At 64.5% G+C, this 25479-nt stretch carries 18 protein-coding genes and 2 tRNA genes; 11 read left to right on the top strand and 9 right to left on the bottom strand.

The features are described 5' to 3' along the window. Positions 1-71 precede the first annotated feature (71 nt). From SH602x_RS19845 to SH602x_RS19835, 3 genes are all read left to right on the top strand, one after another. On the top strand, positions 72-656 hold the full coding sequence (locus SH602x_RS19845; protein ID WP_479473959.1) for a hypothetical protein: 585 nt from the start codon (positions 72-74) through the stop codon (positions 654-656). A gap of 239 nt (positions 657-895) precedes the next feature. After that, positions 896-968 (top strand) — tRNA-Ala (locus SH602x_RS19840). Positions 969-1094: 126 nt separating this feature from the next. Beyond that, positions 1095-1268 (top strand): hypothetical protein, encoded by a 174-nt coding sequence (locus SH602x_RS19835; protein ID WP_479473958.1) that lies wholly within the window; start codon positions 1095-1097, stop codon positions 1266-1268. A gap of 94 nt (positions 1269-1362) precedes the next feature. Here the strand turns inward: SH602x_RS19835 and SH602x_RS19830 are convergent, their stop codons facing one another. Continuing rightward, positions 1363-2394 carry a DUF1559 family PulG-like putative transporter gene (locus tag SH602x_RS19830; RefSeq protein WP_479473957.1) on the bottom strand — a complete coding sequence of 344 codons (1032 nt, stop codon included), beginning with the start codon at positions 2392-2394 and terminating at the stop codon, positions 1363-1365. A 735-nt stretch (positions 2395-3129) separates the two neighbouring features. On the opposite strand from SH602x_RS19830, the gene SH602x_RS19825 reads away from it, so the two are divergent. The 8 genes from SH602x_RS19825 to SH602x_RS19790 all read left to right on the top strand — a co-directional run bounded on the left by SH602x_RS19825 (position 3130) and on the right by SH602x_RS19790 (position 15721). Beyond that, entirely contained in the window at positions 3130-3816 is a 687-nt protein-coding gene (locus SH602x_RS19825) for a hypothetical protein (RefSeq protein ID WP_479473956.1), read from the top strand. Positions 3817-4030: 214 nt separating this feature from the next. Then, positions 4031-4101, top strand: a tRNA-Gln gene (locus SH602x_RS19820). Positions 4102-4184: 83 nt separating this feature from the next. After that, positions 4185-5651 carry a hypothetical protein gene (locus tag SH602x_RS19815; RefSeq protein WP_479473955.1) on the top strand — a complete coding sequence of 489 codons (1467 nt, stop codon included), beginning with the start codon at positions 4185-4187 and terminating at the stop codon, positions 5649-5651. Between the two features lie 211 nt (positions 5652-5862). Beyond that, a complete protein-coding gene (locus SH602x_RS19810) occupies positions 5863-8337 on the top strand; it encodes a DUF1549 domain-containing protein (protein ID WP_479473954.1) in 2475 nt (824 codons plus the stop codon). Between the two features lie 128 nt (positions 8338-8465). Beyond that, positions 8466-9923: a DUF1501 domain-containing protein gene (locus SH602x_RS19805; protein WP_479473953.1), complete on the top strand. Its 1458-nt coding sequence runs from the start codon at positions 8466-8468 to the stop codon at positions 9921-9923. A 225-nt stretch (positions 9924-10148) separates the two neighbouring features. Then, positions 10149-11645, top strand: a complete 1497-nt coding sequence (glgA, locus tag SH602x_RS19800; protein ID WP_479473952.1) for a glycogen synthase GlgA — start codon at positions 10149-10151, stop codon at positions 11643-11645. Between the two features lie 581 nt (positions 11646-12226). After that, positions 12227-13285 (top strand): galactose-1-phosphate uridylyltransferase, encoded by a 1059-nt coding sequence (locus SH602x_RS19795; protein WP_479473951.1) that lies wholly within the window; start codon positions 12227-12229, stop codon positions 13283-13285. 264 nt (positions 13286-13549) lie between these two features. Beyond that, a complete protein-coding gene (locus SH602x_RS19790; RefSeq protein ID WP_479473950.1) occupies positions 13550-15721 on the top strand; it encodes an alpha-amylase/4-alpha-glucanotransferase domain-containing protein in 2172 nt (723 codons plus the stop codon). 100 nt (positions 15722-15821) lie between these two features. Here the strand turns inward: SH602x_RS19790 and SH602x_RS19785 are convergent, their stop codons facing one another. From SH602x_RS19785 to pstB, 8 genes are all read right to left on the bottom strand, one after another. After that, the gene (locus SH602x_RS19785; RefSeq protein WP_479473949.1) at positions 15822-17846 is read right to left on the bottom strand and encodes a vWA domain-containing protein; all 2025 of its coding nucleotides are present in this window, start codon (positions 17844-17846) and stop codon (positions 15822-15824) included. A 253-nt stretch (positions 17847-18099) separates the two neighbouring features. After that, positions 18100-19320, bottom strand: coding sequence for a GTP cyclohydrolase II (gene ribA, locus SH602x_RS19780; RefSeq protein ID WP_479473948.1), 1221 nt, complete (start codon positions 19318-19320; stop codon positions 18100-18102). Positions 19321-19485: 165 nt separating this feature from the next. Beyond that, positions 19486-21093: an SHD1 domain-containing protein gene (locus tag SH602x_RS19775; protein ID WP_479473947.1), complete on the bottom strand. Its 1608-nt coding sequence runs from the start codon at positions 21091-21093 to the stop codon at positions 19486-19488. A gap of 263 nt (positions 21094-21356) precedes the next feature. Next, positions 21357-22478 (bottom strand): sialidase family protein, encoded by a 1122-nt coding sequence (locus SH602x_RS19770; protein WP_479473946.1) that lies wholly within the window; start codon positions 22476-22478, stop codon positions 21357-21359. A gap of 93 nt (positions 22479-22571) precedes the next feature. Beyond that, the gene (locus SH602x_RS19765) at positions 22572-23060 is read right to left on the bottom strand and encodes a hypothetical protein (RefSeq protein ID WP_479473945.1); all 489 of its coding nucleotides are present in this window, start codon (positions 23058-23060) and stop codon (positions 22572-22574) included. A 153-nt stretch (positions 23061-23213) separates the two neighbouring features. Further along, positions 23214-23786 (bottom strand): hypothetical protein, encoded by a 573-nt coding sequence (locus SH602x_RS19760; protein WP_479473944.1) that lies wholly within the window; start codon positions 23784-23786, stop codon positions 23214-23216. A 230-nt stretch (positions 23787-24016) separates the two neighbouring features. Next, a complete protein-coding gene (locus SH602x_RS19755) occupies positions 24017-24637 on the bottom strand; it encodes a riboflavin synthase (RefSeq protein WP_479473943.1) in 621 nt (206 codons plus the stop codon). A gap of 26 nt (positions 24638-24663) precedes the next feature. Next, positions 24664-25476 (bottom strand): phosphate ABC transporter ATP-binding protein PstB, encoded by an 813-nt coding sequence (pstB, locus tag SH602x_RS19750; RefSeq protein WP_479477121.1) that lies wholly within the window; start codon positions 25474-25476, stop codon positions 24664-24666. Positions 25477-25479: the final 3 nt, after the last annotated feature.

Below are 25479 nucleotides of genomic sequence, written 5' to 3'. Positions count from 1 at the left end.
ATCTGAATCGCCGCGAAGCCGACGCACAAGCCGCTATAGTTTCGCGAGACGCGATCTAGAGGATTCGCGACATGCTTTTAACCAACGCTGAACTCGAAGGCATCCGCTCCGGGAAGATCGACCGCACTTTCCGGACGTGGAAGCGGGCGACGGTGAAGACGGGCGGGACGCTGGTCACGCGGGTGGGACTGCTGGCCATCGACGAGGCGGCGCCGATCGAGCGGGAGGCGATCGACGAGTTCGAGGCTGCCCGGGCGGGGTTCGAGTCGCTGGAGAAGCTCTTCGAGCGCGTCGACTGCGGACGGGAGGGACGGATCTATCGCATCCGACTGCACTACGCCGGCCCTGATCCGCGGATCGCCCTGCGGAGCGACGACCGGCTGACTGAGGCCGACGTCGCGAATTTGGTGCAGCGGCTCGCGCGACTTGACGCTCGTTCGGCGAACGGTCCGTGGACGGAACGGTTTCTGAGAACGCTGGCGAACTCGGAAGGCGTCCCGGCGGTCGAACTGGCTCAGGCATTGGGGTACGAGAAGGAATGGCTCAAGCCGAACGTTCGCAAGCTGAAGACGCTCGGTCTGACGGAGAGCCTGCAGCCTGGCTACCGCCTCTCGCCGCGGGGGGAGGCCCTGCTGGCGGCCCTGGATCGGGAATAACGGTGACCGGACCAACTCGGGGATTAGGCCCTTCGCGGGCAGTCGCGAAAACTGCGCCGGGACGCTTCGTTCCTTTTTCCGCTCCCGCCCTAGACAGCGCGAAGAGGGGAAAGTACAAACGGAAATTCTTCGCCCGGACCCGAACCCGGCGGCGGCAAAGCGTGTCGCCTAAAGACCTTCGGGCATCTGGTCGAAGATAGAACCGTTCGCGGCGAGCCTCGGCTCCGTGAACGTCCGTCGGGGCGGTAGCTCAGTTGGGAGAGCGCTACAATCGCACTGTAGAGGTCGAGGGTTCGACTCCCTTCCGCTCCACTTGAAAGGCTCGCTGCAATTCGTTGCTCGCGAGCCTTTCGCTTTTTCGGCACGTCGTCGCGTGCGGCGCTTTCGCCGGCGCGGCGGCTTCGTCGCCTTCCCACCTTTCCCGCCAGGAACCCTTCGATGTCCCTGAAGCGCTGGTCGCTCGCGATCGCCCTGACCCTCCCGACGTTCAGCCTGCTCGGTCTGACCGGCTGCGGCGAGACGCCGTCGGACGTACCGGCGCCCGCGGAGATGACGCCGGAGCAGACGGAATCGTACGAAGAGCAGATGCGCAAGACGGGCGGTCGCGGCTGATCGCCGTCTCCGACAGCTTGGCGCACGAAAAAACCGCGGCCGGAATCCGGCCGCGGTTTTTCGTTTTCCCGCCGAGAAGCCGAGGGCTTCGGAGTTACGGAAGCTGGAGCGATTCGCCGCCCGCGCGAGTTCCCGAGGCCTGCCACGTCACCAGATCGATGGTCTCGCTGACGAACTTGACGCTGCCGTCGCCCATGCCGGCCATCACGCCGCCCGAGTGACGGCTGTTCGCCGTGTAGGCGCCGTACTGCTGGTCGGTGTTGCCGCCTTCCTTGCAGGAGATCTGGTTCGGAGCCAGATACGTGGTGACCGCCGAGAAGACGGGGCGTCCGTCCGGCCAGCGCTGGCCCGGGCTGTACGCGGTCACGACGTTGCCGATCGAGCCCTGCGGGATCTTCTTGCCGGTACCCCCTTCGGAAGCAGCCAGGCAGGCTTGCGCGAACGCGGCGTCCGCGCCGCCCGCGATGCTGTGCAGGACGTTGCCCTTCACGTCCATGCGGTTGCCGATGTTGGCCATGCACATTTCCGAAATCATGACCGTGTTCGACAGGCCGTCGAAGGTCTCGGCGAAGTTCCGACCGATGACGGGGCGGAACATGCCGTTCGTGTCGCCGGTCGAGTTGTTGTTGATCGTCGTGCCGACGCTGGCGCGGTAGCTCGTGCGACCGATCGTGTTCGTGTTGGCGGCCGCCGCGGTCAAACCGCCGTCCGCGGGGCAGACGTAGGCCGAGATCTCCACGCCGCGATAACCGGGCAGGCGACCCAGAGCATCGGGTTGCGTCGAGCTCCAGGGGACGTGCTGGGTGGGCGACGTGATGTTGGAGAAGGTGATTCCGTCGTAAACCGAGCCCTGCTCGATGAACGGAAGAATGTGCACGCGCCACGAGAAGACTTCCCACGGTCCGCCGACGTTCATCGGGGTGAGCGTCTTGAACGTGTCGTGGTAGTTGTGCAGGCCGATACCGATCTGCTTGACGTTGTTGCTGCAGCTCATGCGGTTCGCGGCGGCGCGGGCGGCCTGAACGGCCGGCAGCAGCAACGCGACGAGCACGCCGATGATCGCGATGACGACCAGCAGCTCGACGAGCGTGAATCCGCTCGGTCGACGAAGCGAGACAGAAGACATCAGGGGAGAACCTCAGGCGGGAGGGAAGGTAGGAAGCCGTAGCGCAAATCGCCCCGGATCAGTCAAATCTATTCCCGAGTCCAGAAGTATCAAGGGACCGCGAATCGGGGAGCGACGGAGCCGCTGGAGATTGCGGAATCGGCTGGACCGTAGGTGGCAGAAATTCAATCTCTATAGGCATCTTCACGCCCTTGCTTGAATTTTTGGAGAATCGCTTTATCAGCCGTTCAGCGTCGGTTTCGCGGAATTTCGCGCGGTTGTGCGATGGACAACTGGCTCACGTGCGGCCCGGGAATGGTGCATAGGTCGCCATTGATGCGATGTGCGATTAGGCAACTCGTAGCGCTCTGTGCTCGTTCAGCGAGGTTGTCGGAAAGCGCCGCTCGTAACGACGCCGCCTCATTTTCGGAAGCCGCGGCGGTCGGAGACTCGAAAACAAGAATCGAGACCGCAGAAGCGCGTCGTCAGCGTCGCCCTCTCCCGATGCGGCCCTGACGAAAAATCTGATGAGAAACTGGGGGACTCGCGGAAGGAGCCGCGAACAATTGATCTTGAGCGGCGTAGGACGCTCACGCAGAATGCCGGCCGCCCCACGGATGAGAGGCGGGCGAGCGGAAATACGCGATCTCAGAGCCCAGCCGAGCGGGCGCGTCGATCTTTCGGGGTTCTCGTCATTGCCCCGACCGACGCGATTCCCGGCACGGGTCGGATCGTCTAGCGCAGGAGGCGCTGGCCATGGAATGGTGGCAAACCCGACGGTTCCGGATGAGTCTGGCGGCGGGAGCGGCGGCATTGTTCGCCGTCGTCGCGGCGCAGGCGCTCTCCAGGCCCCTGTTGACGTCCTGCTGGCTCGCCAGCGAGTTGGAAACCCTGCGTCGGGATCCTGACGCCGTCGAGGCGACCAAAGTTCGGCGCTGGGCTCGGCTCGGTGACGAGGGCCTGCTCGCCCTGATCGATCTGCTGCGCGAGAAAGAAGCTCCCATTCGCCAGGCTGCCCGAACGGCGCTCCGGAACGAATGGAATAGCTGGCGTTTGCTGGACGCCGACGAACGGGATCGGCGGACGCTGCTCACTCTGGAGCGTTGCGGTTCGCAGGGCCCCACGCTCGGCGGCGAAGAAGCCGAACTGCTTTCCGAGTGGGCGACAGAGACGCTTTCGCGACGGATCGACCCGACCCGTTCGGCCCGGATCGCGCTTGCCTGTCAGGACGCTCTGGAATGTGCCGCGGCGCCGAAAGGCTCTCTGGCGGAACTCGATTCCACGATCGCGTCGTCCGACCTGCTCGGCGCCCCCAGTACGCGTTCAGGTTCCGCGACGAGCGATCTGCCGGCGGAACTGGTGCAACCCGCGTCTTTCGGATCGAACTCCCGCGGAGCGGTCGGAGTGCGAAGCGCAGGCCTTGATCTGCCGCAGTTGCGGTAAGCGGACTCGCATCGGATCGCCGCGGTCGGAATCGCGGCGAACCTACTTCCCCGTCGGCCTGTCGCGGTCAAATATCGAGGTCGGCGAAAGGGGAATCGCAGGCGGTCTCAGGTGGGGTTGAATCGCCGCCCCGATCGCCGTAATATGCGTCGAATCGAAGAGGCGACGCTCTGGCGGTTTCGATCGCTTAAGCGTCGCCCGCTTCGACAGCTACTCGGGGATGGTGTAACGGTAGCACAAGAGATTCTGGTTCTCTTTGTCTGGGTTCGAATCCTAGTCCCCGAACTTGAAAAGCCGGCTTCGGAAACGTGGCCGGCTTTTTTCGTGCGCGCTTGCGAACGGGCGTTCAGGCGGCGACGATCGAGCGGATGATCGATGAAACGACCGTCGCGGCGGAAGAAGCTCGCGAATCCCAGGAACGGAACGACAAGCGTCGTCGAAAGTGGGGCTGCCTCGCCTATGGGGCGATGGCGGTTCTTGCGCCGCTGATGATTCTGGCGCTGGTCTGGATGGTTCTCGCGATCGCCGACGGACAACTCGCAGCCGAGGCGAGGCAGCGAGCCCGCGACGCTGGCGATCCGCTGACCGCCGGGGAGATGTACGCCCTCTACGGCGAAACACCCCGAAGCGAGGCGGCGACCGCGGAGTGGATCGCCGTGCTGGAAGCGGCGAAGAAGGCTGAGGAGGATCCTGTAGCGCGCCGGATGCCCATTCTCGGTTCGCGCGACGCTAAAGAATCGCGCGACGAGCGCGGCCTGTACGACGAAGCGACGCTGGCGCGCGTCGAGCCGTTTCTTCGAGATCAGGCCGGCGAGGCATTGCGTCGCGCGCATGCCGCGAGACACTCGGCGAAGGACGTGCGGTATTCGTTCGAATTCGAGAAAGGCGTGAACGGATCCTTGGAGCAAATCATGGAGTTGCGCGGGCTCGCGAACCTGATATCGCTCGAAGCCGAGGTGCATAGTTCGAGAGGCGAACTGACGAAGGCGACCGAAAGCCTGCTGACTTTAATTGCAACCGGCGAAACGCTGGCGGAAGCGCCCGATCCAATGGCCTACCTCGTTCGCGCCGCTATCTTCGGCGTCGCGGCGCATCTGGCGATGCAACTCATCGATCGGGCGCAGTTCTCGCCGGAGGATCTGGAGCGGCTGCAGGCGGCCTTCGCCAGGCAGGGTTTCCAGCGGCAGTTGATCCGCGCCGTTCAGGCCAGCCAGTTTCAGGCGATGCATTTCTATGCGAGCGACGAGCCGACGGGCTCGCCGGAGTTCGACCGCGTGCGGTGGTTACCGTTTCGCGGCGGCGATCAGGCGATGCTGCTTGACCTGCATCGCGAGTTCCTGGAAGCAGTCGAGGCGGGTTTTCCGGAAGCCGAACGCGCGGCGGCGGACGTCGAAGCCCGGATCGAAGCTCTCCGCGACTCTGAGATCGTGGATCGGTACCGCTACGTCATTGCGATCGAGTTCGCCACCCTCCTCGAACCGTTTCTGAACGGCGCGTTGCGTGCCGAGGCGCAGGCGCGGATGTGCGCCGCGTGCTGCGCGTGCGAGCGCTATCGTCAGATGTACGGCGAATGGCCGGCGTCGCTCAGTCTTCTCGTTCCTGAGTACCTTGCGGAGGTTCCGCTCGACCCGGTCGACGATCAACCGCTCCGGTACGAGGTGGACGGGGAGCGAATGATCGTTCATTCAATGGTGCACTTTCGTCCAGAGAACTCGCCCGACATGCGAACGCTGGAAGACGGATTCGCCAGCCATGTTCTGGGCGAGCCGTACGTTCCGGAGCCAGAACCCGAGCCTGCAATTCGCTCGGACGATCCCTACGAGGCGTACGAGTAGGATCTCGTACTGCACGCGCCCGAAGAGTTGCGACGCGGACTCGCGACGCGGCCCCGAAGCGAAGGAGTCGAACGAGATCGGTTTGCGTCGCGACGAGCGCGGGGCGATAATCCAGGCGGGTCGTCGAGACCCTCCTCGCGGCGTTCGGCGGATCTTCGTCGAGCGTCGCACGCTTCTCCTCCCCTCCCCCGCCCTACCGCGCAGACGGCCCATGACGTTCGCCTCGGCCTCTCGTTTCGTGCGCCGACTGAATCGCCCGGCGGTCGTTCAGTTCAGATCGCTGCGGAGCCTCTTCGCGGCGCTAACGGCGACGGCCAGCTTCGCCTTCGCGGCTTCGAACGTCGCAGTCGCGGAAGAGCCGGCGTTGGACGCAGCCGGCGAGCAGGATCCGGGCCTGGCGCTTTTCGAGAGCGACGTCCGGAACCTGCTGATTCACAAGTGTCATAAATGTCACGGCGGGACGTCGGTGAAGGCCGACTTCGACCTGACGACACGCGAGAAGCTGGCGGAGAGCGGCTATCTCGGCGAGACGGCCGAGGAGAGCTATCTCATGGAACTGGTGCGGCATGAGAGCGAGCCGCACATGCCGTGGAAACAGCCGAAGCTGACCGAGGCGGAGATCGCCCTGCTAGCCAAGTGGATCGACCTCGGAGCGCCGTACGACGGGCCGCTGTCGAATCGCGTGACGAACGAGGCGGGCGAGCTGGTCGTGACCGAAGAGTCGAAGGCCTTCTGGTCCTTCCTGCCGCTGGTCCGCCCTGCCCTGCCGCAAGCGGGACCGCCCCATGTCGGGTCGCCGATCGATCGGTTTCTCGCCCAGAAGCGGGACGAAGTCGGCGTCGGCGCCGCGGAGGAGGCCGATCGCCGGACCCTCGTTCGTCGCGTCTATCTGGACGTGCTCGGCATCCCGCCGACGCCGCAGCAGACGCAAGCGTTCGTCGACGACGCGAATCCCGACGCGTGGGAGCGGCTGGTCGACGGCGTGCTCGCCTCGCCTCGCTTCGGCGAACGCTGGGCCCGGCATTGGATCGACGTCGCGCGGTGGGCCGAGTCGCACGGCTACGAACAGGATTACGACCGGCCGACGGCGTACTGGTATCGCGACTTTCTGATCGAGGCGTTGAACGACGACCTCGCGTGGAAGGACTTCGTCGGCTGGCAGGTGGCAGGCGACGAACTCGCCCCGGAAAGCCGCCAGGCGTGGACGGCGACCGGCTTTCTCGCCGGAGGAGCCTTTCCGACGCAGCTCACGGAGATGGAGTTCGAATCGGCGCGGTACGACGAACTCGACGATATGGTCGCGACGACCGGCAATGCGTTTCTCGGGCTCTCGATCGGCTGCGCCCGCTGCCACGATCACAAGTTCGATCCGATTCCCGCGAGGGAGTATTACGAATTCGCCGCGCACTTTACGCGAACGATTCGTTGCGAAAAGACGTGGGACCTGGAGCCTGAAGCGAACGCACGCCGGAAGGCGGAGCATGCCGAGAAGGTCGAGGCGCTCAAACAGCGCGTCGCGACGGCGGAGAGTGAACTGGCGAGCGCTGCGGAAGCGGATAAGCCCGCGAAGCAGACGGACCTCGATGGCTTGAAGAAGGAACTGGCAGCGCTGGAGAAGGCGGGGCCGCAGTTGACTCTGGCGACCGCGCTGGTCGCTTCGGAGGGACTGCCCCATCTGTCGCATCATGCCGACGGTCGCGGATATCCGCACTTCTATCCCGAGACGCACGTCCTATCTCGCGGCAGCGTGAATCAGAAGCAGGCAGTGGCTCAGCCGGGATTCCTGGCCGTCCTGAAGAGGGAAGCGTTTGAAGCCTCTGCATTCGACGTCAGCGCTCCGGCGAACGCCCTGTCGGGCTACGATCGGGCGAGCCTCGCCCGGTGGATGACCGACGTCGAAAGCGGCGCCGGAAGGCTGGTCGCCAGGACGCTGGCGAATCGCCTGTGGCAGCATCACTTCGGCGTCGGAATCGTGGCGACGCCGAACGATTTCGGCACGCAGGGAGAGCCGCCGACGCATCCCGAACTGCTGGAGTGGCTAGCCTGCGAACTCGTCGAAGGGGACGGCGGGTTCAAGTCGCTCCATCGCAAGATTCTCCTGTCGGACGCTTATCGCATGACTGCGGTCGGATCGGAGGCGGATGCCCAGAAGGATCCGCAGAACGTCTGGCTCTGGCGCTTTCCGACCCGCCGGCTCGAAGCCGAGGCGATCCGCGATTCGATCCTGGCGGCGTCGGGACGGCTCGACGGGCGGATGTACGGCCCCGGCACGCTCGACGAGCGGATGCGGCGCCGCAGCATCTACTTCACGATCAAGCGCAGCGCCCTCATTCCTTCGATGCTCGCCTTCGACTGGCCCGAGCACCTGGTCAGCATCGGCGATCGTCCGACGACGACGGTTTCTCCTCAGGCCCTGCTTCTGCTGAACTCGCCCACGGTTCGCGATTCGGCGGCCAGTCTGGCAGCGACGACGCTGGCGATGGAACCGGCGCAGCGGCTCGATTCGCTCTACGCCGCGCTCTTCGCCAGAGCGCCGACGTCGGACGAACGAACGCTTGCCGAAGGCTTCCTCGCCGACCAGATGAAGCAGCGTCAGCCTGACTCGCCCGCCGGTGCGGAACGAGCCGCCTGGACCGACCTCTGCCAGATTCTGCTGGCCAGTTCGGAGTTCTTGTATCTGCCGTAGCCGTTTCCTCCGTAGGGTGGGTCATTGACCCACCATGCTTGCAGCGCGGACGCGGTCCGTACGCATCCTCTCGAAATTGACCGAAAACAACGGTGGGTCGATGACCCACCCTACGGATGAGGCGACCGATGGACGACCGCCATCTCTTCTCCCGTCGCGACTGGCTCAAACGTGCCGGCTGCGGAGCGGGCTACCTGGGCCTGATCGCCGCGATGGCGCAGGACGGCCTGCTGCGACCTGCGCTGGCGGAGGCGCCGCTCGACCCGCTCGCGCCCAAGGCGCCCCACTTTCCGGCGAAGGCGAAGTCCGTCATCTGGATCTTCGTCAACGGCGGGCCGAGCCAGGTCGACACGTGGGACTACAAGCCCGCGCTCGAGAAGCACGACGGCAAGTCCATCAAGGAGTTCAACCCCGAGTTTCAGGAGACGACCGGGTTCTTCAAGGACGCCGTCGGCGGACTGATGAAGTCCCCGTTCGCGTTCTCGCCGCGCGGTCAGTGCGGCAAGATGGTCTCGTCGATCTTTCCCAAGCTGGGCGAATTCGTCGACGACATTGCGTTCATTCACTCGGGCTTCTCCGAGTCGAACAACCATGCGCCGGCTCTGCTGATGATGAACTGCGGCCTGCCGCGGATGGGCTTCCCGTGCGTCGGGGCCTGGGCGACCTACGGCCTGGGGAGCGAGAGTCGCGACCTTCCTGCCTTCGTGGTGATGACCGATCCGAAGGGTCGCGGGCTGCCGAAGGGGAACGCGAACAACTGGAGCGCCGGCTTTCTGCCGGGAGTCTATCAGGGGACGCATCTCAAGCCGCAGGGCGAGCCGATCGAATACCTCACTCGGCCCGGCGACCTGACTGCTGACCTGCAACGGTCGCAACTCGATCTCCTTCGACAGGTCGAAAACCGGATCATCGCGGCCAATCCGCAGGAGAGCGATATCGCCGCGCGGATCGAATCGTTCGAACTTGCCTTCCGCATGCAGGCGGCGGCGCCCGAGACGCTGGACGTGAATCGCGAGTCGGCGGAGACGCTGGCGAAGTACGGCGTCGGCGTCCCGCACTGCGACCACTTCGCCCGGCAGTGCCTGACCGCCCGGCGGCTCGTGGAAAAGGGCGTGCGGTTCGTGCAGATCTACTCCGGCGGCATGGAGAACCAGCGGAGTTGGGACGGCCACGCCGATATCCAGGGCAATCACTCCGAGTTCGCGCTGGAATCCGATCAACCCGTCGCGGCGCTGTTGGACGATCTCAAACGATCCGGGATGCTCGACGAGACGCTGGTCATCTGGTGCGGCGAGTTCGGACGCCTGCCCATCGCTCAGAAGGGAGATAAGCCGGGTCGCGACCATAATCCTCATGCTCTGACTGCCTGGATGGCCGGCGGCGGCGTGAAGGGAGGCGTCACCTACGGCGCTTCGGACGAGATCGGCTACGAAGCCGTCGAGAACCGGGTCCACGTCAACGACCTGCACGCCACGATCCTGCACCTGATGGGGCTGGAGCACGAGCGCCTGACCTATCGCTACAACGGCCGCGATTTTCGACTGACGGACGTCGCCGGGAACGCGATCCGGGAGATCATCGCTTAGCCCTTCCAGGGGGCATCCGGACCGCACGATTCGGATTCGAGGCCTCGCATTCGCCCGGACAATCGATTCGATCGATTCGACCGTTCCGGTCGCGTTGCCTGGGCGGGAGGGGGAAACTAGACTGTCGGCGACGCTGTACGGACCGTCCCTCGAATTGCGGCGAACGCTGCCGTTCAACGAGGCGAAGCAGCGTCGCGGCCACCCTCCAGCCAGGATACAGCAGCGTTGAATCTCCTCTTCGTCGGCAGCGAAGTCGCTCCGTACGCCAAGACGGGCGGCCTCGCCGACGTGATGCAGGCGCTCCCCGTCGCGCTTTCGCGGATGGGCCATCACGTTCGCGTGATCCTGCCGTACTATCGCTGCGTGAAGGACTACGGCGCGAGGACCGAGAGTCTCGGCGTCACCGTCGACGTGCCGATCCGGGACCGGCTCGTGCAGGGTTCTTACCACCGCACGACGATTCCCGGCTCGGACGTCGAACTGATCCTGGTCGAGCAGGACGATTACTTCGACCGGATGGCCCTCTACGGCGAAGGGGGCAAGGACTATTACGATAACTGCGAGCGGTTCGTCTTCTTCTGTCGCGCTGCGGTCGAGGCGATCCGGCTGCTCGACCTGAAGACGGATGTCGTCCACTGCAACGACTGGCAGACAGGCCTGATCCCGGCCTACCTCAAGACCGAATACGCCAAGGCTCTCGGGTATCAGGAACTCGCGACGGTCTTCACCGTTCACAACCTGGCGTTCCAGGGAGCGTTCTGGCATTACGACATGCCGCTGACGGGACTCGACTGGAAGTACTTCTCCTGGGACTACCTGGAGTTCTACGGTCAGATCAGCCTGTTGAAAGCGGGCCTCGTCTTCGCAGATCAGTTGACGACCGTCAGTCCGCGCTATGCCGACGAGATCCAGGGGCCGGAACTCGGCTGCGGGATGGATTCGACCCTGCGTTTCCGTTCGGGCCGCCTGCATGGCATCGTGAACGGCATCGACGTCGACGTCTGGAATCCGGCGACGGATCGCGAAATCGCGACCAATTACGACCTGTCGAACTGGCGGCAAGGCAAGGCGTCGTGCAAGGCCGCTCTGCAGAAGGAGTTCGACCTGTACGCGGTGCCCGACGTTCCGCTGGTCGGACAGGTGGGGCGTCTGACGGAGCAGAAGGGTTGGCGGCTGATTCTCCCGGCGATGGAGGCCCTGCTCGAAGAAGGCGACGTACAGTTCGCGATCCTGGGCACCGGCGAACGGGAGATCGAAGCCGAACTGCATGATTTGCAGACCCGCTATCGCGGTCGCGTGTCGTTCCGCCGGGAGTTTTCCGAATCGCTCGCCCACCAGATCGAGGCCGGCGTCGACATGTTCATGATGCCCAGCGTGTTCGAACCGTGCGGGCTGGCCCAGTTGCAGAGCCTTCGCTACGGCACGGTCCCGATCGTCCGGCGGACGGGCGGTCTGGCCGACACGATCACCGACGTCGCCCCCGATACGCTGGCTGAGGGACGGGCGAACGGCTACAGCTTCGACGGGCTGACCGTCGATTCGTTCGTTACGGCGATGCAGCGGGCGCTGGAGGCCTACCGGAATCGACCCGACGAATGGTCGCGCGTGGTGGAAATCGGCATGCGGCAGGACTGGTCCTGGGAGAAAAGCGCCGCACGCTACGAAGAGGTTTATCGCGAAGCGATGTGCGTCCATCGCGAGTGGCGGCAGTCCCTCTCCTAGTTCGTCGACCGGGAGCTCCGATCGGCGTACTGGGCGCTTCGTTCGTTTCAACCCCTTCGAGGCGGGAGCGTCCGCGTGTGCGAGCGAAAATATTTTCGCGATCGGCCGATGCGCGGAAGGACTTTCTAAACGCCCTTACGGCACGCCATTCGCAGGCGTTGAGATGCGGATGTGACCTAACCGCAGCGGGGTTTTCTCTTCCGCTGAGTTTGCATCCAGGGACTCGGCTTCAGCAGTGAAGCGACCGCCTCGGGATAGGGGTAAACCCGGCTCCTGACGGGGCTTCTGCTAAGCCTGAGAACTTTCCCCGGTTTTGCCGGATGCCGTTCGCCTGAAAAGGGTTAATCGCGTCGAGACGCGCTTTGTCCTCGACCGATGACCGTGATAACGTAGGGAATCGCTGCATAAGGGAACGCAGCGGGAACGGTGGTGCAGCGCTCGTTCGAGAGGCGGCAATGTCTGAATACCGGTTCGACCCGCTGCATCAAACCTGGGCTTTAGTCGCCCAGGAACGTTCGGGTCGTCCGGCAGATTTCGAGGCGGTCAGTCGCGTCCGGCCGACACGCTCCTGCCCCTTCTGCGTGGGGTTCGAGTCGGAGACGCCTCCCGAGATCCTGCGACTGGGGCAGCGCGATTATGCGCAGATGCAGCATGCGGCCGCCTCGCGTAACGGGGCCGTGCCGACCCGGGCCTCGCAGCGATTCTCCGTGACGGACCTGGGCGACTCGGAAGATCCCTGGTGGGTGCGCGTCGTTCCGAACCGCTACCCCGCCGTCCGGCAGGCCTCGCGCGGTCGTCGCTCGACGTTGGGCGAAGCCGCGATCGCCAGTTCGATCGCTCGCGAGGGAGCTTGCGACCTGGCGGCGGTCGGACCCGCCGTCGGACGGCATGAGGTCGTCATCGAATCGCCGCGACATTGCGGCCGGGTGACGGAGGCCGATCCGGCGATCCTGCCCCTTATGTTCGCGGCGTATCGTTCGCGACTGGCCGAATTCGCCGCTGACGGGCGCCTTGCCTACGCCTCGGTTTTCAAGAACGTCGGCCCTGAGGCGGGAGCGTCGCTCGAACACCTGCACAGTCAGATCGTCGCTCTGCCGATGGTCCCGCCGCACGTCGAAACGACGTGGCAGGCGGCCTGGGAGCATCGCCGACGCGAGCGGACGTGCATGACCTGCCGACTGGTGGAGCAGGAGATCGCCGCCGGTTCGCGCGTCATCGCCGAAACGGAGGGGCTCGTCGCGTGGTGCCCGTTCGCGAGCCGCTTCGCGTACGAGGTCTGCATCGCTCCGAAGGGACATGCCGCACGATTCGACGGAGTCGACGACGCCGGGCTTCTGGAACTTGCGTCGCTCGTCCGCGCTGTGCTCGGGCGGATCGAACTCGACTTCCGTCAGCCGCAATACAACCTGGTGCTGCAAACGGCGCCTTTCTCCGGCGACGTCGAGGATTCGCTTCATTGGCGTCTGGAAGTTCTCCCCCGAACGGCGAAGGCCGCAGGATTCGAGTTCGGGACGCAGTGCTTCATCAATGCCGTCGCTCCGGAGTTGGCTGCGGAGTTCTATCGGGAGGGGCTGCCCGCTCCCTTGAGCTCTCCGTTAAGCTCTTCCGATTCCGCCGCCTGCGACGCCGAATTTCGCTGATTCGAACGTGCGGAGCGATCGTTCGCGATTGAGCCGGTCGTCCCGATCCGATAGCTTGAATGCTCGACCCGGAAGCGCCGCAAGTCAGGCGCTGCCGGAACTCTCGGCGACTGAGCGGCGGCAGACGCGTCGATGCCGTCGAGAACGTCGGAGGGCCGGAATCAGCTCGCTTCCCGGCTCTTCGTCCGCTCTCCGATCGAAGACGATCGCCGGACGCTGCCGACGTGCCGCAGGATTTTCGCCACGAGGAACGGATCGCCTTTCATGCAGCCGCACGTTCATTTCTGTCTCGTCCTGCATAATCATCAGCCGGTCGGGAATTTCGACGGCGTCTTCGAGCAGGCGTACCAGGACAGCTACCTTCCGTTCCTGGACGTCTTCGAGCCGTACGAGCACCTCCGGATCTCGCTCCATACGAGCGGACCGCTGGCCGAGTGGCTCGACCTGAAGCATCCCGAATACCTCGATCGCGTCGCCGCGCTCGTCGCCGCGGGGCGCATCGAGATCATCGGCGGGCCCTTCTACGAGCCGATCCTGACGATGATCCCGTCGCGGGATCGCATCGGGCAGATTCGCACCTACGGAAAGTGGCTGCAGGATCGGCTCGGCGCCGAGATCCGCGGCCAATGGACGCCGGAACGCGTCTGGGAACCTGCTCTGGTCTCCGACCTGGCCGCCGCCGGGATCGAGTACACGATCCTCGACGACTTCCACTTCAAGGCGGCGGGCCTGTCGGAGGACGATCTGGTCGGATACTTCCTGTCGGAAGACGACGGGGAGATCGTCCGCATCTTCCCGGGCAGCGAACAGCTTCGGTACTACATCCCGTTCGCCGAGCCGCAGAAAACGATCGACTGGCTCCGGTGGAACGCGGAAAAGACGCCTGGTTTCGTCGCGGTCTTCGGCGACGACGGTGAGAAATTCGGCACCTGGCCCGACACGAAGGCCCACGTCTACGAACGGGGGTGGCTGCGTCAGTTTCTCGACGCGTTGACTGAAAACCGCGACTGGCTGCATACCGTCCGACTGGGCGAAGCTGCCGACAAGACGGCGCCGGCTGGGAAGATTTATCTTCCTGACTGCAGCTATCGCGAAATGACGGAGTGGTCGCTGCCGGTCGCGAAGCAGATCGAGTACGACCGCGTCACGCACGAAGTTCACGACGATCCACGCTGGTCGTCGCTCAAGCGGTTCGTTCGCGGCGGTTTCTGGCGGAACTTCAAGGTGAAGTACCCCGAAACCAACGAGATGTACGCCCGGATGATGCAGGTCAGCAAGCGAGTCGATCGCCTGCGTCGCGAAGGCGCCTCGGCGTCGGCGATGGAATCTGCAGCCCGCGAGCTCTACCGCGGCCAGTGCAACTGCAGTTACTGGCACGGCGCGTTCGGCGGCATCTACCTGCCCCACCTGCGCAACGCGGTGTTCAACCACCTGATCGCCGCCGACAATGTGATGGATCAGGCGACCGGTCGGACGGCGCCTTACGTCGATATCGCCTCGGGCGACTTCGACTTCGACGGTCGGCAGGAGATCATGCTGTCGTCGAATCGACTGACCGCCTACTTCGCGCCCGCGCGGGGAGGTCTGCTCTACGAACTCGACGCGCGGACCATCTGCCACAACCTGGGGGCGACGATGACGCGTCGTCCGGAGTCGTACCACCAGAAGGTTCTCGCCGGCGCCCACCAGGGCGACGAAGAGGTCGCCAGCATTCACGATCGCGTCGTGTTCAAGCAGGAGGGGCTGGATCAGCGCCTGCAGTACGATTCGACGCCGCGGAAGAGCCTGATCGATCGCTTCTTCGCGACGGACGCGTCCCACGCTGCCGTACGAGACAACACGACCCCTGACCTCGGCGACTTCGTGCTCGCCCCGTTCGAAGCGAAGATCCGCCGCAACCCGGACCGCGTTCAGGCCTGGATGACGCGAGACGGACTGGTCGCCGGTCGCAAGGTGCGTCTGCATAAGGCGGCGACGCTGGAAGCGGGCAGTTCCCGTCTGGAGATCGCCTACAAGCTGGAAGGACTCTCGCCGGACGATTCGTTCTGCCTGGCGGTGGAATTCAACTTCGCCGGGCTGCCCTCGGGCGCGGACGACCGCTGGTTCTACTCGGGTCAGAAGCTTCGTCAGGGGCGGCTGGATACCCAGCTCGATCTGGCGGACGAACGGACGCTGGGTCTGGTCGACGAGTGGCTCGGCATCGACGTTCGTCTCACGGCGAACCGCTCGACCGGCTTCTGGACCTACCCGATCGAGACCGTCAGCCAGTCCGAGGGAGGCTTCGAACTGGTCCATCAGTCGGTCTGCGTCATGCCGCACTGGATCGTTCGCCCCGACGCTCAGGGGACCTGGACCGTCGTGCTGCACCTGGACGCCGACACGGCGCTCGCCGAGAGCCGGATGAACGACCTGGCGGCGGAAACCATTGCGACCTGATTCGGTCCGAACCGCCTAACTATTTTGAACATAAAAAGGCCTGCGACTTCGGTCGCAGGCCTTTCTTCGTGTAACGGCGCCTCGAAGCTGATCGCCCAGCTTACAGCTTGGGCGGCGCCCGGCGGGGCGTGGGCTTCTCGAGCATTCTCGCCTGTTCAGCGGGACGATTCGGGGCCGGATTGGCCGCCGGATTCGCCGGGCCCTGTCGCATTGGGGCGGGAGGAGCCGTATAGGACTCTTCCCAACTCCAGCCGAGCGGAAGTTCGAGATCCTTTTCCGCCATCAGCGCCCACGGCGTGCCGGAGTGCTGTTCCTTGACCCGGGTAAGCAGCATCTTCGCCTTCTCAGCCGACGCGGCGAGTTGCGAGTCGACCGTCACCTGGTCCGAAGGGGTGAGCGTCCAGGTGTTGGACTTCGGATCCTTCAGCTTTAGGCCGCGTTTCGCCTCGGCGAGCATGGCGTTCATGCCTTCCGTGCGAACCTTGGCGGCGAGGACGCGCCCGTAGGCGAGATCGAAGCCCGCCTGCCAGCGCGGCGACGTTTCCTTCTCCCGATCCGCCTCGCCCATGCGGAGAACCTGGAAGAGCTGGTCGATCTTCGGCGAGAACTTCGCCGATTCCCGCTGGGCGTTCGTCAGCGCGACGACGAATTCTGCCTCGTCCCGCTTCACGAACGTCAACGTCGGCTGCTCGATCGATTCGAGCCAGGTGAGCCGCGCCGCCTGGACCAGGGCGGATCGCATTTGGCTGGACTGCACGCGGCGCATGTACTCGTCCCGCGACACGTAGTCGGGGCGGTACTTCCGCATGACGTTCGGATCGAAAAACTGTTCCAGGTGGGCCGCGAAGGCGTCGGTTTCCCGGCGGCTGACCACGCGCGTGACGTTTCGATTCGGATGGACGGTGAAGTAGATGCCGCCCGTTTCGTAGCAAAGGCGGGTCAGGGCGAACGGTCCGAAGCCCGAATCGACGATCGGCTCCTCCTCGCCGCGGCGGGCGCCGAAGCTGAGGCGGATGCCTTCCGGTTCCATGCTTTCAGGGCCCTGATCGATCGCGGCCCATTGCGGCGTCTGGTCGTAATTCGGATCGGGGTCGACCCACTTCACGTACGTTTCCTTCCGACCGAACGGAGCGGGCACTCCGATGACGTAGACCGGCATCGAGTACCGACGGCAGAGCTTCACCGTCTCTTCGAGGCCCGTCGAGGCGTCGTCGCCCGCTTCGTCCGTCAGGACGACCAGCATCACGTTCCGCTTCGGCTCGCGGCCCCCCTCCTGCAGGCGATAGTGCTTGAACTTGTTGGCCGCTTCGTAAAGCGCTCCGAACACGCGTTCGACGCCCGAGTCGTCCTGCGGCATGTTCCGGACCGCGGCGACGATCTCCGAAAGGTTGCTCGTCGGCTCGGGAGTGAACAGATTGACCGAATTGCCGAAGCCGATGATCGACGTCGTCAGGGGAGATTCGTCGTGCTTGGCGAACTGCTCGGCGCCCGCGGCCTCGATCACGCCCAGTTCTTCGTAGATTTTCTCCAGCCGCTCGACGAACGTCTCGCGAGCGGTTTCCAGCGAGGCCGTCTGATCGAACAGCCAGACGACGTGCGTCTTGCGCTGGTCGAGCGAGAGCATGATTTCGTGCGTGATCCGGTCGATCGCGCCCGCTGCGGCGGTGGCCGAGGAACCGGCGTCGCCCTTGACGACCAGCGTTTCGCTGTAGCTATGCGCGGCGGCTTCTTCGACCGCCACATTAACTTCGAAGATGGGATCTTCGGTCGTGATGTCCAGGTCGACCGTCGGTTCGACGAAGGCTTCGGCGATCGTGGGAGCGAACGACTCGGCGACGGAATTCGCCAGTTCGTCCCCGTTCGCGCCGATGAGTTCCTGCTCGAGCGGGTCGAACGCGAAGTCCGGAATCTCGATCAGCTCTTCCTCTTCCTCGATCGGCTGCGAGACGATCATCAACTCCGGCTCTGGCTCGACGAGTTCCGAAGGAATCGCGGCCAGGCCGAGCAGCAACGCCATGTGAAACAGCATGCTGACGACCCAAGTCGGAGCGTCGCCGTCGAACGGCGTCTCCTCTTCCCCGGTCGTTCGCTGCCACCACTGTCGCATACCGCGAATGGGATTCATTCGGGAGTTTCCTATCGGCTTCGTCTGAACTGCGGTCAGGAGCGTTCGGCGAAAAGAACTGGCCCAGCGCAGGTGGGCTAGCCCGGTCGCCGCGCTTCATTCATCGACGTGCACCGCTTCATTGTTACTGAATTCTGCACGCCAAGCAATGAATTCGCGCGGTTGCCGCGAACCTTCCTTATGAGGAACGGTCGGACCGGGCCAGTCGTACTCAAAGTTCTTGTTGCAGAACGGGTTTGGTCGCGACGACCGCTCAGTTTTCGATGTCCGGAAGCAGGTGCCCCAGTTTTCGCTTCTTCGTCGCCAGGTACTGGGCGTTGTGGGGGTTGGGAGCGATCGCGATCGGGACCTGATCCATCACGCGCAAGTCGAAGCTGCGGAGGAGGTTGAACGCCTCCATCTTCTTCGGATTGTTCGTCAGCAGGCGGATTTCTTTCAGGCCCAGATCCTTCAGGATCTGAATTCCGATGCCGTAGTCTCGCTTATCCGCCGCGTGTCCCAGCGCCTGGTTCGCCTCGACCGTGTCGAGTCCCTGTTCCTGGAGGGCGTACGCCTTGATCTTTTCCGCCAGACCGATGCCGCGGCCCTCCTGCGGCAGGTAGACGAGCGTTCCGGTCCCCTCTTCGCCGATTCGCGCGAGCGCCGTGCGGAGCTGGTCGCCGCAATCGCACCGGAGCGAATCGAGCAGATCGCCGGTGAAGCAACTGGAGTGCATCCGGACGAGCGGCCGTTCGGCGCTGGTCAAATCGCCCAGCGTCAGCGCGATCGGCTCCTGGGTCTCGTATTTGACCGAATAAACGATGATGCGGAACGTGCCGTAAGGCGTCGGCAGATCTGATTCGGCGCTGCGGGAAACGAGCTTTTCGCTCAGGCGACGATGCTGGATCAACTGCTCGATCGAAACAATGGCCAGGCCGTATCGCTTCGCCAGCCCGAACAGGTGCTCTCGCGACGCCCGGTTGCCCGTTTCGTCGAGAATTTCGCAGACGACCCCTGCGGGCGCGACGCCGGCCATCCTCGCCAGATCGACGGCGGCTTCGGTATGCCCTGCCCGACGCAGCACGCCCCCCTGTTTCGCGAGCAGCACGTGCACGTGACCCGGTCGCACGAAATCGTCCGGTCCGGTGCGCGAATCGATGATTTCCTGAACGGTCCTCGAACGCTCGATCGCGGTGATGCCGGTCCGTGATGAGATATGATCGAGCGGCGTCACGAACGCGGTGGTCAAACGCGTCGTGTTGTTGTCGGCGAGCGAGTGCAGATCGAGCCGCCGGCAGACTTCGGGCAACACGGCCAGGCAGAACTGCCCGCGACCGCCGAGCATGAAATTGACGTTCTCGGGCGTCGCCTTCTCCGCGGCGCAGACGAAATCGCCTTCGTTCTCGCGATCTTCGGCGTCGACGACGATGATGACCTCGCCGCGGGCGATAGCGTCGACCGCTTGCTCGATCGAAGAGAATCCGCCGTCCGACATGCGCCTCGCGCTCCCCTGAATGCCTGTCGATCTTCGCCGTTCCGGCGAAAATCGACCTCGCCGAGCTCGAAGCAAAGCTTCTCGCTAAGCCTGCGACCATCGAAACTGCGGTCGCTTAGAGAGCATTATAGGCGTTACGCGACGCGACGCTTGATCGACGGCGATTCAGTCGACGCTCTCGACGTACTTGCGGTCGGCTTCGCTCAGTTGTTCGAGCGAAAGATCGACCTCGCCGCCGTCCGCCTGACGACGGATCGTGACGGCGTCGCCCGTGCGCCGGACGAACGTCGCATCGATCGTGTAGGAGCCGGTGACGTCGGTCCAGGTACGGCTTTCCAGCGAGCGAGTCGGTCCGGCGGTTCCGGTGGTAGCGTCCGCTCCGCCCTCCCGTCGGGCTTCCAGCGTCAGGCGAATTTTCAGGGCCTCGATCGCGTCCTGGATCGGGCGGGTCATCACGATTTCACGACGATTGATCGCCGCGCGGAGTTTCCTTTGCAGCTCGGTCACCGTCTTTTCGGTTCCGACGGCCTCCAGCGTTCGGAGGGCTTCGAGCTGCGTCGGAAGATCGCCGCCGTCGACGAGCGGGAGGAGAATCTCCTCAGCGGCAGGTCCCGCCGCCTTGAGCGCGGGCGCCGCCTTCGTCCGCATCCGCGGGTCTAGGAACGCCTTGCCGAGCATCGCCAATCCCCGCGGCGAAGCCTTCTCGCCGAGCCACTTCATCGCCGCGCTCGAAACGCGATGGTCGTCGCTCTCCGCGCAGGCGATGACGAATTCCTCGTTGTCCAGGGTCGCCTGGGCGAGGTAGAGCTCGAAGTTGTCGAACTTCTGGAAGCCGCGATCGTTCTCGATCAGGGGCTCCAGCTTGGTCAACAGAATCTGGCGGCCGCTCGCGTCGAAGACCCCCTTTTCCCGAAGATAACGCGCCGCTTCCTGACGCGTCGATTCGTCGGACGAATCGAGGTCGACCAGGCACTGCGCGGTCCGTTTCTCCGGGGAAGTGCCGAATTCGTCCAGGAGTTCCCGGGCCGCGGAACGTGCGCCGAAGTCCGCGACGTTCATCAACGGCAGGATCTCCTCCTCGGCGCCGGACCCGATGAGCTTGAGATACCGGCGGGCCTCGAACGCACGGATATTCCCCGACTTCACCAGTCCAGCGAGAGCCGGCGCGAGTTCGGGATGATTTCGCTCATGCAGGATCTTCATCGACTCTTCCAGCACGAACGAATCGTTGCCGACGGAATCGGGGTCCATCAGATAGCCGAGGAGGAGCGCCTCGGCGTCATTGCCGGCCCACGCGACGAGCTGCGGCATGACCTCGCGTACCTGACTTTTCCGCTCCAGGCAGACGACGAAGCCAGCCATGACATCCGATTTGTGGATCGCGTCGACCGGCTGGTCGGCGATCCACTCGACGGCCTCGCGATCGTCGAACGTATCGCCCGAGTTCAGCGCCGCGATCGCCTCGTCGAAGCTGTCGATCTTGTCCTGCGTCGGGGGGACGTAAGCGGGAGGCGGGACGTAGCCCGGAAACGACGGCGCTGACGGCGCCGAAGGATCGAACGATGGATAGCTGGCGACTTCTTGCGCCCGCTGCGCTTCTGCCGCCTTCCGCGCGGCCTCCGTGACGGAACCGGCGGCGGTGACGAAGAAAATGCCGATCCCCGCGCAAACGGCGACGATCAGGAACCCGCCCCCGAATAGGCAGCCCAGCAAGACGAAAATCCAGGTATTGGACGTCTTGGGCGGGGGAGGCTGGTAGTAGCCGTACGACATCGAAGAGCGCCTTATGCGAATATCGATGAAGCGGGGGGAAGTAAGGAGGCGACCAGACTAGACGCCGGTACATCCGTTTACGTCACTATACCCGCTTCGGCACGATCGATTCGCCGGATGCGATCCGATCTTGGCGGCGCTAAGCGATTTCTTCGTCAAGAAACGGGTCAGACGGAAAAGAACGCTTCCGAGGCCTCTCCCTTCGAGAGTTTGCGTTCGCCGACGCCCCGCCCGCCTGCAACGCTCGCGGCGACCTGAGTCGCTCACTTTCCGGCCGACTTCCCGGAAGCAGTCGGATCGAGGAAGACGACTCGAATCCGTTCCCGGCGCCAGGTGTAGGCAATAGCGACGGTCCCGTCGGCAAGCTGAATCACGGCGGGGTAGGAGAATTCCTTCCCTGCCTCGTTTTCCAGCGTGCCGATGTCGGACCACTGCTCCCCGTCAGCGCTGATCGCGATCGAGAGTTTCTCCCTGCCGCGCGGAGCGGGACCGCTGCGCCGCGTGGGGTTGTAGACCAGCACGTGACGCCCGTCCTTCAGCGTTACGGCGTCGATGCCCGAGTTGGGATTAGGCAGGGATAAGGCCTTCAGCTTCGACCAGGTTTCGCCGGCATCGCTTGATCGCGTCGAGAGGATCGACCCGTCGCCGTCGCCGTCGCGGTCGCGACAAAGCGCCTGAAGAGAGCCATCTGCGTGCGTCAGAAGCGTCGGTTGAATGGCCTGAGGCTTCTCGCCTGCATTGATGACGCCGGTCTTCGACCACTCGCCGGTCGTCGGGTCGTAGACCTCGAAATGAACGCGCCAGCCGTCATGTTCCGTGCTGGTCGGACAGAGCAGCTTGCCGGCGACGAGGATCGGCTTGTTCTTGATCGGGCCGAGCATGCCGTCCGGAAGCTTCGTCGGCTTCGACCAGGTGACGCCGCCGTCGCTCGACTCGGTCAGCATGCCCCACCAGGCGCTGGGACTGGGGCCGACCTTATAGAACAGTAGCAGCGGGCCGTCCGGCATCTGGAAGAGCACGGGGTTCCAACAGGGCGATCGCTTCGAAGAATTCGACGGATCGGCGCCCTGCCCGGTCGCGACTTCGACCGGAGCGGTCCAGCCCTCGGCGGTCCGGCGGGAGACCCAGATTCCGACGTCGGCGGCGCCCTCTTCCGCTCCGCCGAACCAGGAGGCGACGAGACCTTGCGGCGTCTCGGCGATCGTCGAGGCGTGGCACTCCGGAAACGAAGCCGTCTCATAGACGAACTCCACGCGTTCCACGCCGGGGACGTCCGGCTCGGCAGCGCTCGCGCACGCCGGCGTTCCCAGCAGCGACGCGGTCAATCCGCCCAGCGCGAAGATCCGGGGAAGCGAACGCGGGCGAAGGCGGCGGAAGGCGGACATAAGAGCGACCGGGAGGGACTTCGGCGAGGCGAGCATTCGCTCAGCCTAAATTCCCGGGCGCGCCGAAGCGAGCGCTGGCGCTTTCTGAGCGGACTATTGCTTGAAGCTCGACGTGTACTGTTCGACGAACTGCACGATCCAGCCGTCGATGATCTCCTTCAGCGCGGCCTCGTCCAGATCGTCCAGATTCTGGTACTGCGTCCGGCTCAAAGCCTCCTTGTTTCGGACCGTTCCCTTCGTCGAGATCTCCAGAATAGGGAACGTCGACTGCGGGCGGACGGTGATCTCGACGCGGCTGAAAAAGTTGGCTCGCGTGCCGTCTCGCATGCCGAAGTCGTCGCGACTGCACGCGGCGCCCCACCCCCGTTCGCCGTAGACGGTTTCGTACCGGAAACCGGGCAGGTGGTTGGGAAGCTTCTTGAGCGACTCCTCGATGTACTCCGACAGGTGGAGGCGATGCGTCGAGTGCAGGCGGCGAATTTCCTCCGCGTTCATCTGACGACGGACGTCATGCTCCGAGCGCTCTCTGGCGCGGGCCTCGCCGCGCTGGATGGCTTGCTGGAGTTTGTCGTCGAGCGTCATCGAAGAACCGCCTGGGGAGATCGTCTTTAGGGTCGCGAAGGGAGAGGCTGTATCCTACCCCACGGGCCGCGAACGGGCCAAGACAGGGAGACAGGCCAAGCCCAGTGGAGCGGACTCGCTTCGAGCGAACCGAACGCAGCGGCGTCGCGCGGCTCACTCGGCGGCTTCGATCTCTTCCCGCAGACGTTCGACCGCGTGCGGCGGATCGAGATTGAAAAGAGCCCTGCCGGCGGTCGACCAGCGCTTGCCGTCGTAGTCGAAGACCGCCGTCGCGGCCCGCAGAAGCTGGACGTTCGGGTGCCCTTCCAACGCTCCGCCGGGGACGGCGGAGAACTGAATCGTCACGCCGACGAGCGCCCGGAGGCGTTTCGTCTTGCGATCGCGGACGAACGTCACCTGCTTCTCGAAGTCGCAATCCTCCCAGACGAGGCCGCGCGGAATGCCCGCCGCCTGGGCACGCTTCCAGAATTCGAACTCCAGCCGCTCGCGCTGGTAGAGGAGATCGCGTTTCCCGCGTTCCGTCAGTCGACGCCGCCTGAGCGTGCGAAGGTCGCGAATCAGCGAATTCGCCGCGATCCCGAGCAGGGCGAGAATCACGGCGCCCAATCCGACGAGGGGCCACCAGTTCACGGAAGCCAGCCTTGCCGCCGCAGCGTCAGGCGCCGCATCCGCCGCCGTGGCGCCCATCGCCAGGAGGTCGCACCACGCGATGAGGTTCCACCACACGGCGAGAGGCCTTAATACGACGCAGAGAAAGCGGACCGATGACCGGCGTCCCGTTCGCTCGTCGGAGCCGGGGCGCCTATCGACATTCTAGCCGGGCGAAGTTTCGCGAAGCAAACTACCGGGCATCCGCCAGCGAGGATCACGCCCCGCAATCGAACATCGCCGCAATCGGCATTCCGAGCGGCGCGGGAATTCTTCGCGATCGTGCAGCGGCAGCGCCCTTCGTACGTTCAACCGACCGCGGGCTGAGGAACTCCCGGCAGAAAACCGAGTTGCCGCTCGACGTACTTGGCCAGGAGATCCGTCTCCAGATTGACCGCGTCGCCCTCGGAAAGATCACCCAGCGTCGTCATCGCGAGCGTATGCGGAATCAGCATGACGCTGAAGGAATTCGCGTCGACTTCGACCAGGGTCAGGCTGACGCCGTCGACGGCGATCGATCCTTTCGAGACGAGTTGCCGGCTGAGCGCCCCGGGAACGGAAAAGCGGAAGTCGGCCCAGTCCTGCTTGTCGATCCGCTGCAACAGGCGACCGACGCCGTCGATATGCCCGGAGACCAAGTGGCCGCCGATGCGATCGCCCAGCCGCATGGCACGTTCGAGATTGACCTTCGCCCCGGCCTGTCGCTGGCCCAGGTTCGTCCGCTTCAGCGTTTCATCGCCGACGTCGAACGAGAGCGAATCGGCGTCGAAATCGGTGACCGTCAGGCAGCAGCCGTTCACGGCGACGCTCTCCCCGAGCTGCGCCGTAGCGACGAACTCCGCCGGGGCCGCGAGCGTTAATCGCAGGCCGGGCGGTCGTGGCGTCTGCGAACGAACGATGCCGACAGCTTCGACCAGACCTGTGAACATAAGGGGAGCGTTCGGGAGCGGCTCGATCAGCCGAAGCGACCGGTGATGTAGTTCTCGGTCTGCTTCTTTTGCGGGTTGGTGAAGATCGATTGCGTAGGCCCGAACTCGATCAGGTTCCCCTCGAACAGGAAGGCCGTGTCGTCCGAGGTCCGGGCCGCCTGTTGCATGTTGTGCGTCACGATGACGATCGTGTACTCCTTGCGCAGCTCGGCGATCAGGTTTTCGATCGCGTCGGTGCTCCGCGGGTCGAGCGCGGAACAGGGCTCGTCCATCAGAAGCACCTCGGGACCGGTCGCGATCGCGCGGGCGATGCAGAGGCGCTGCTGCTGACCGCCCGAGAGGCCGAGGGCCGGCTTCCGGAGGCGATCCTTCACTTCGTTCCACAGGGCCGCGCGGCGAAGCGACCATTCGACGAGCGAATCGAGATCGCTCCGCGACATCTTCAGGTGCAGGCGCGGACCGAAGGCGACGTTGTCGTAGACCGTCTTGGGGAACGGATTGGGCTTCTGGAAGACCATGCCGACCCGTCGACGGAGATCGACGACGTCCGTCCGGGGAGCGAGGATTTCCAGATCGTGCATCGTGATCTCGCCGGTCGCCCGCGCGCTCGGAACGAGATCGTTCATGCGGTTGATCCACCGCAGCAGGGTGCTTTTTCCGCAGCCGCTGGGCCCGATGAAGGCGGTGACGCTCCGGTCGCGAATCGTCAGGTCGATGTTCCGCAGCGCCTGGAAATCGCCGTACCAGGAACTGAAGTCCCGGATCCGGATGCCGACATCCGAACCACCCTCCGCTCGGTCGGCCGTCCGGGTCTGCGCCAGATTGGACAGACTGGCCATGCG

This window comes from Lignipirellula cremea, assembly GCF_056501455.1.
The sequence above is the reverse complement of the archived record's forward strand: the minus strand, read 5'-3'. Positions and strand labels throughout refer to the sequence as shown.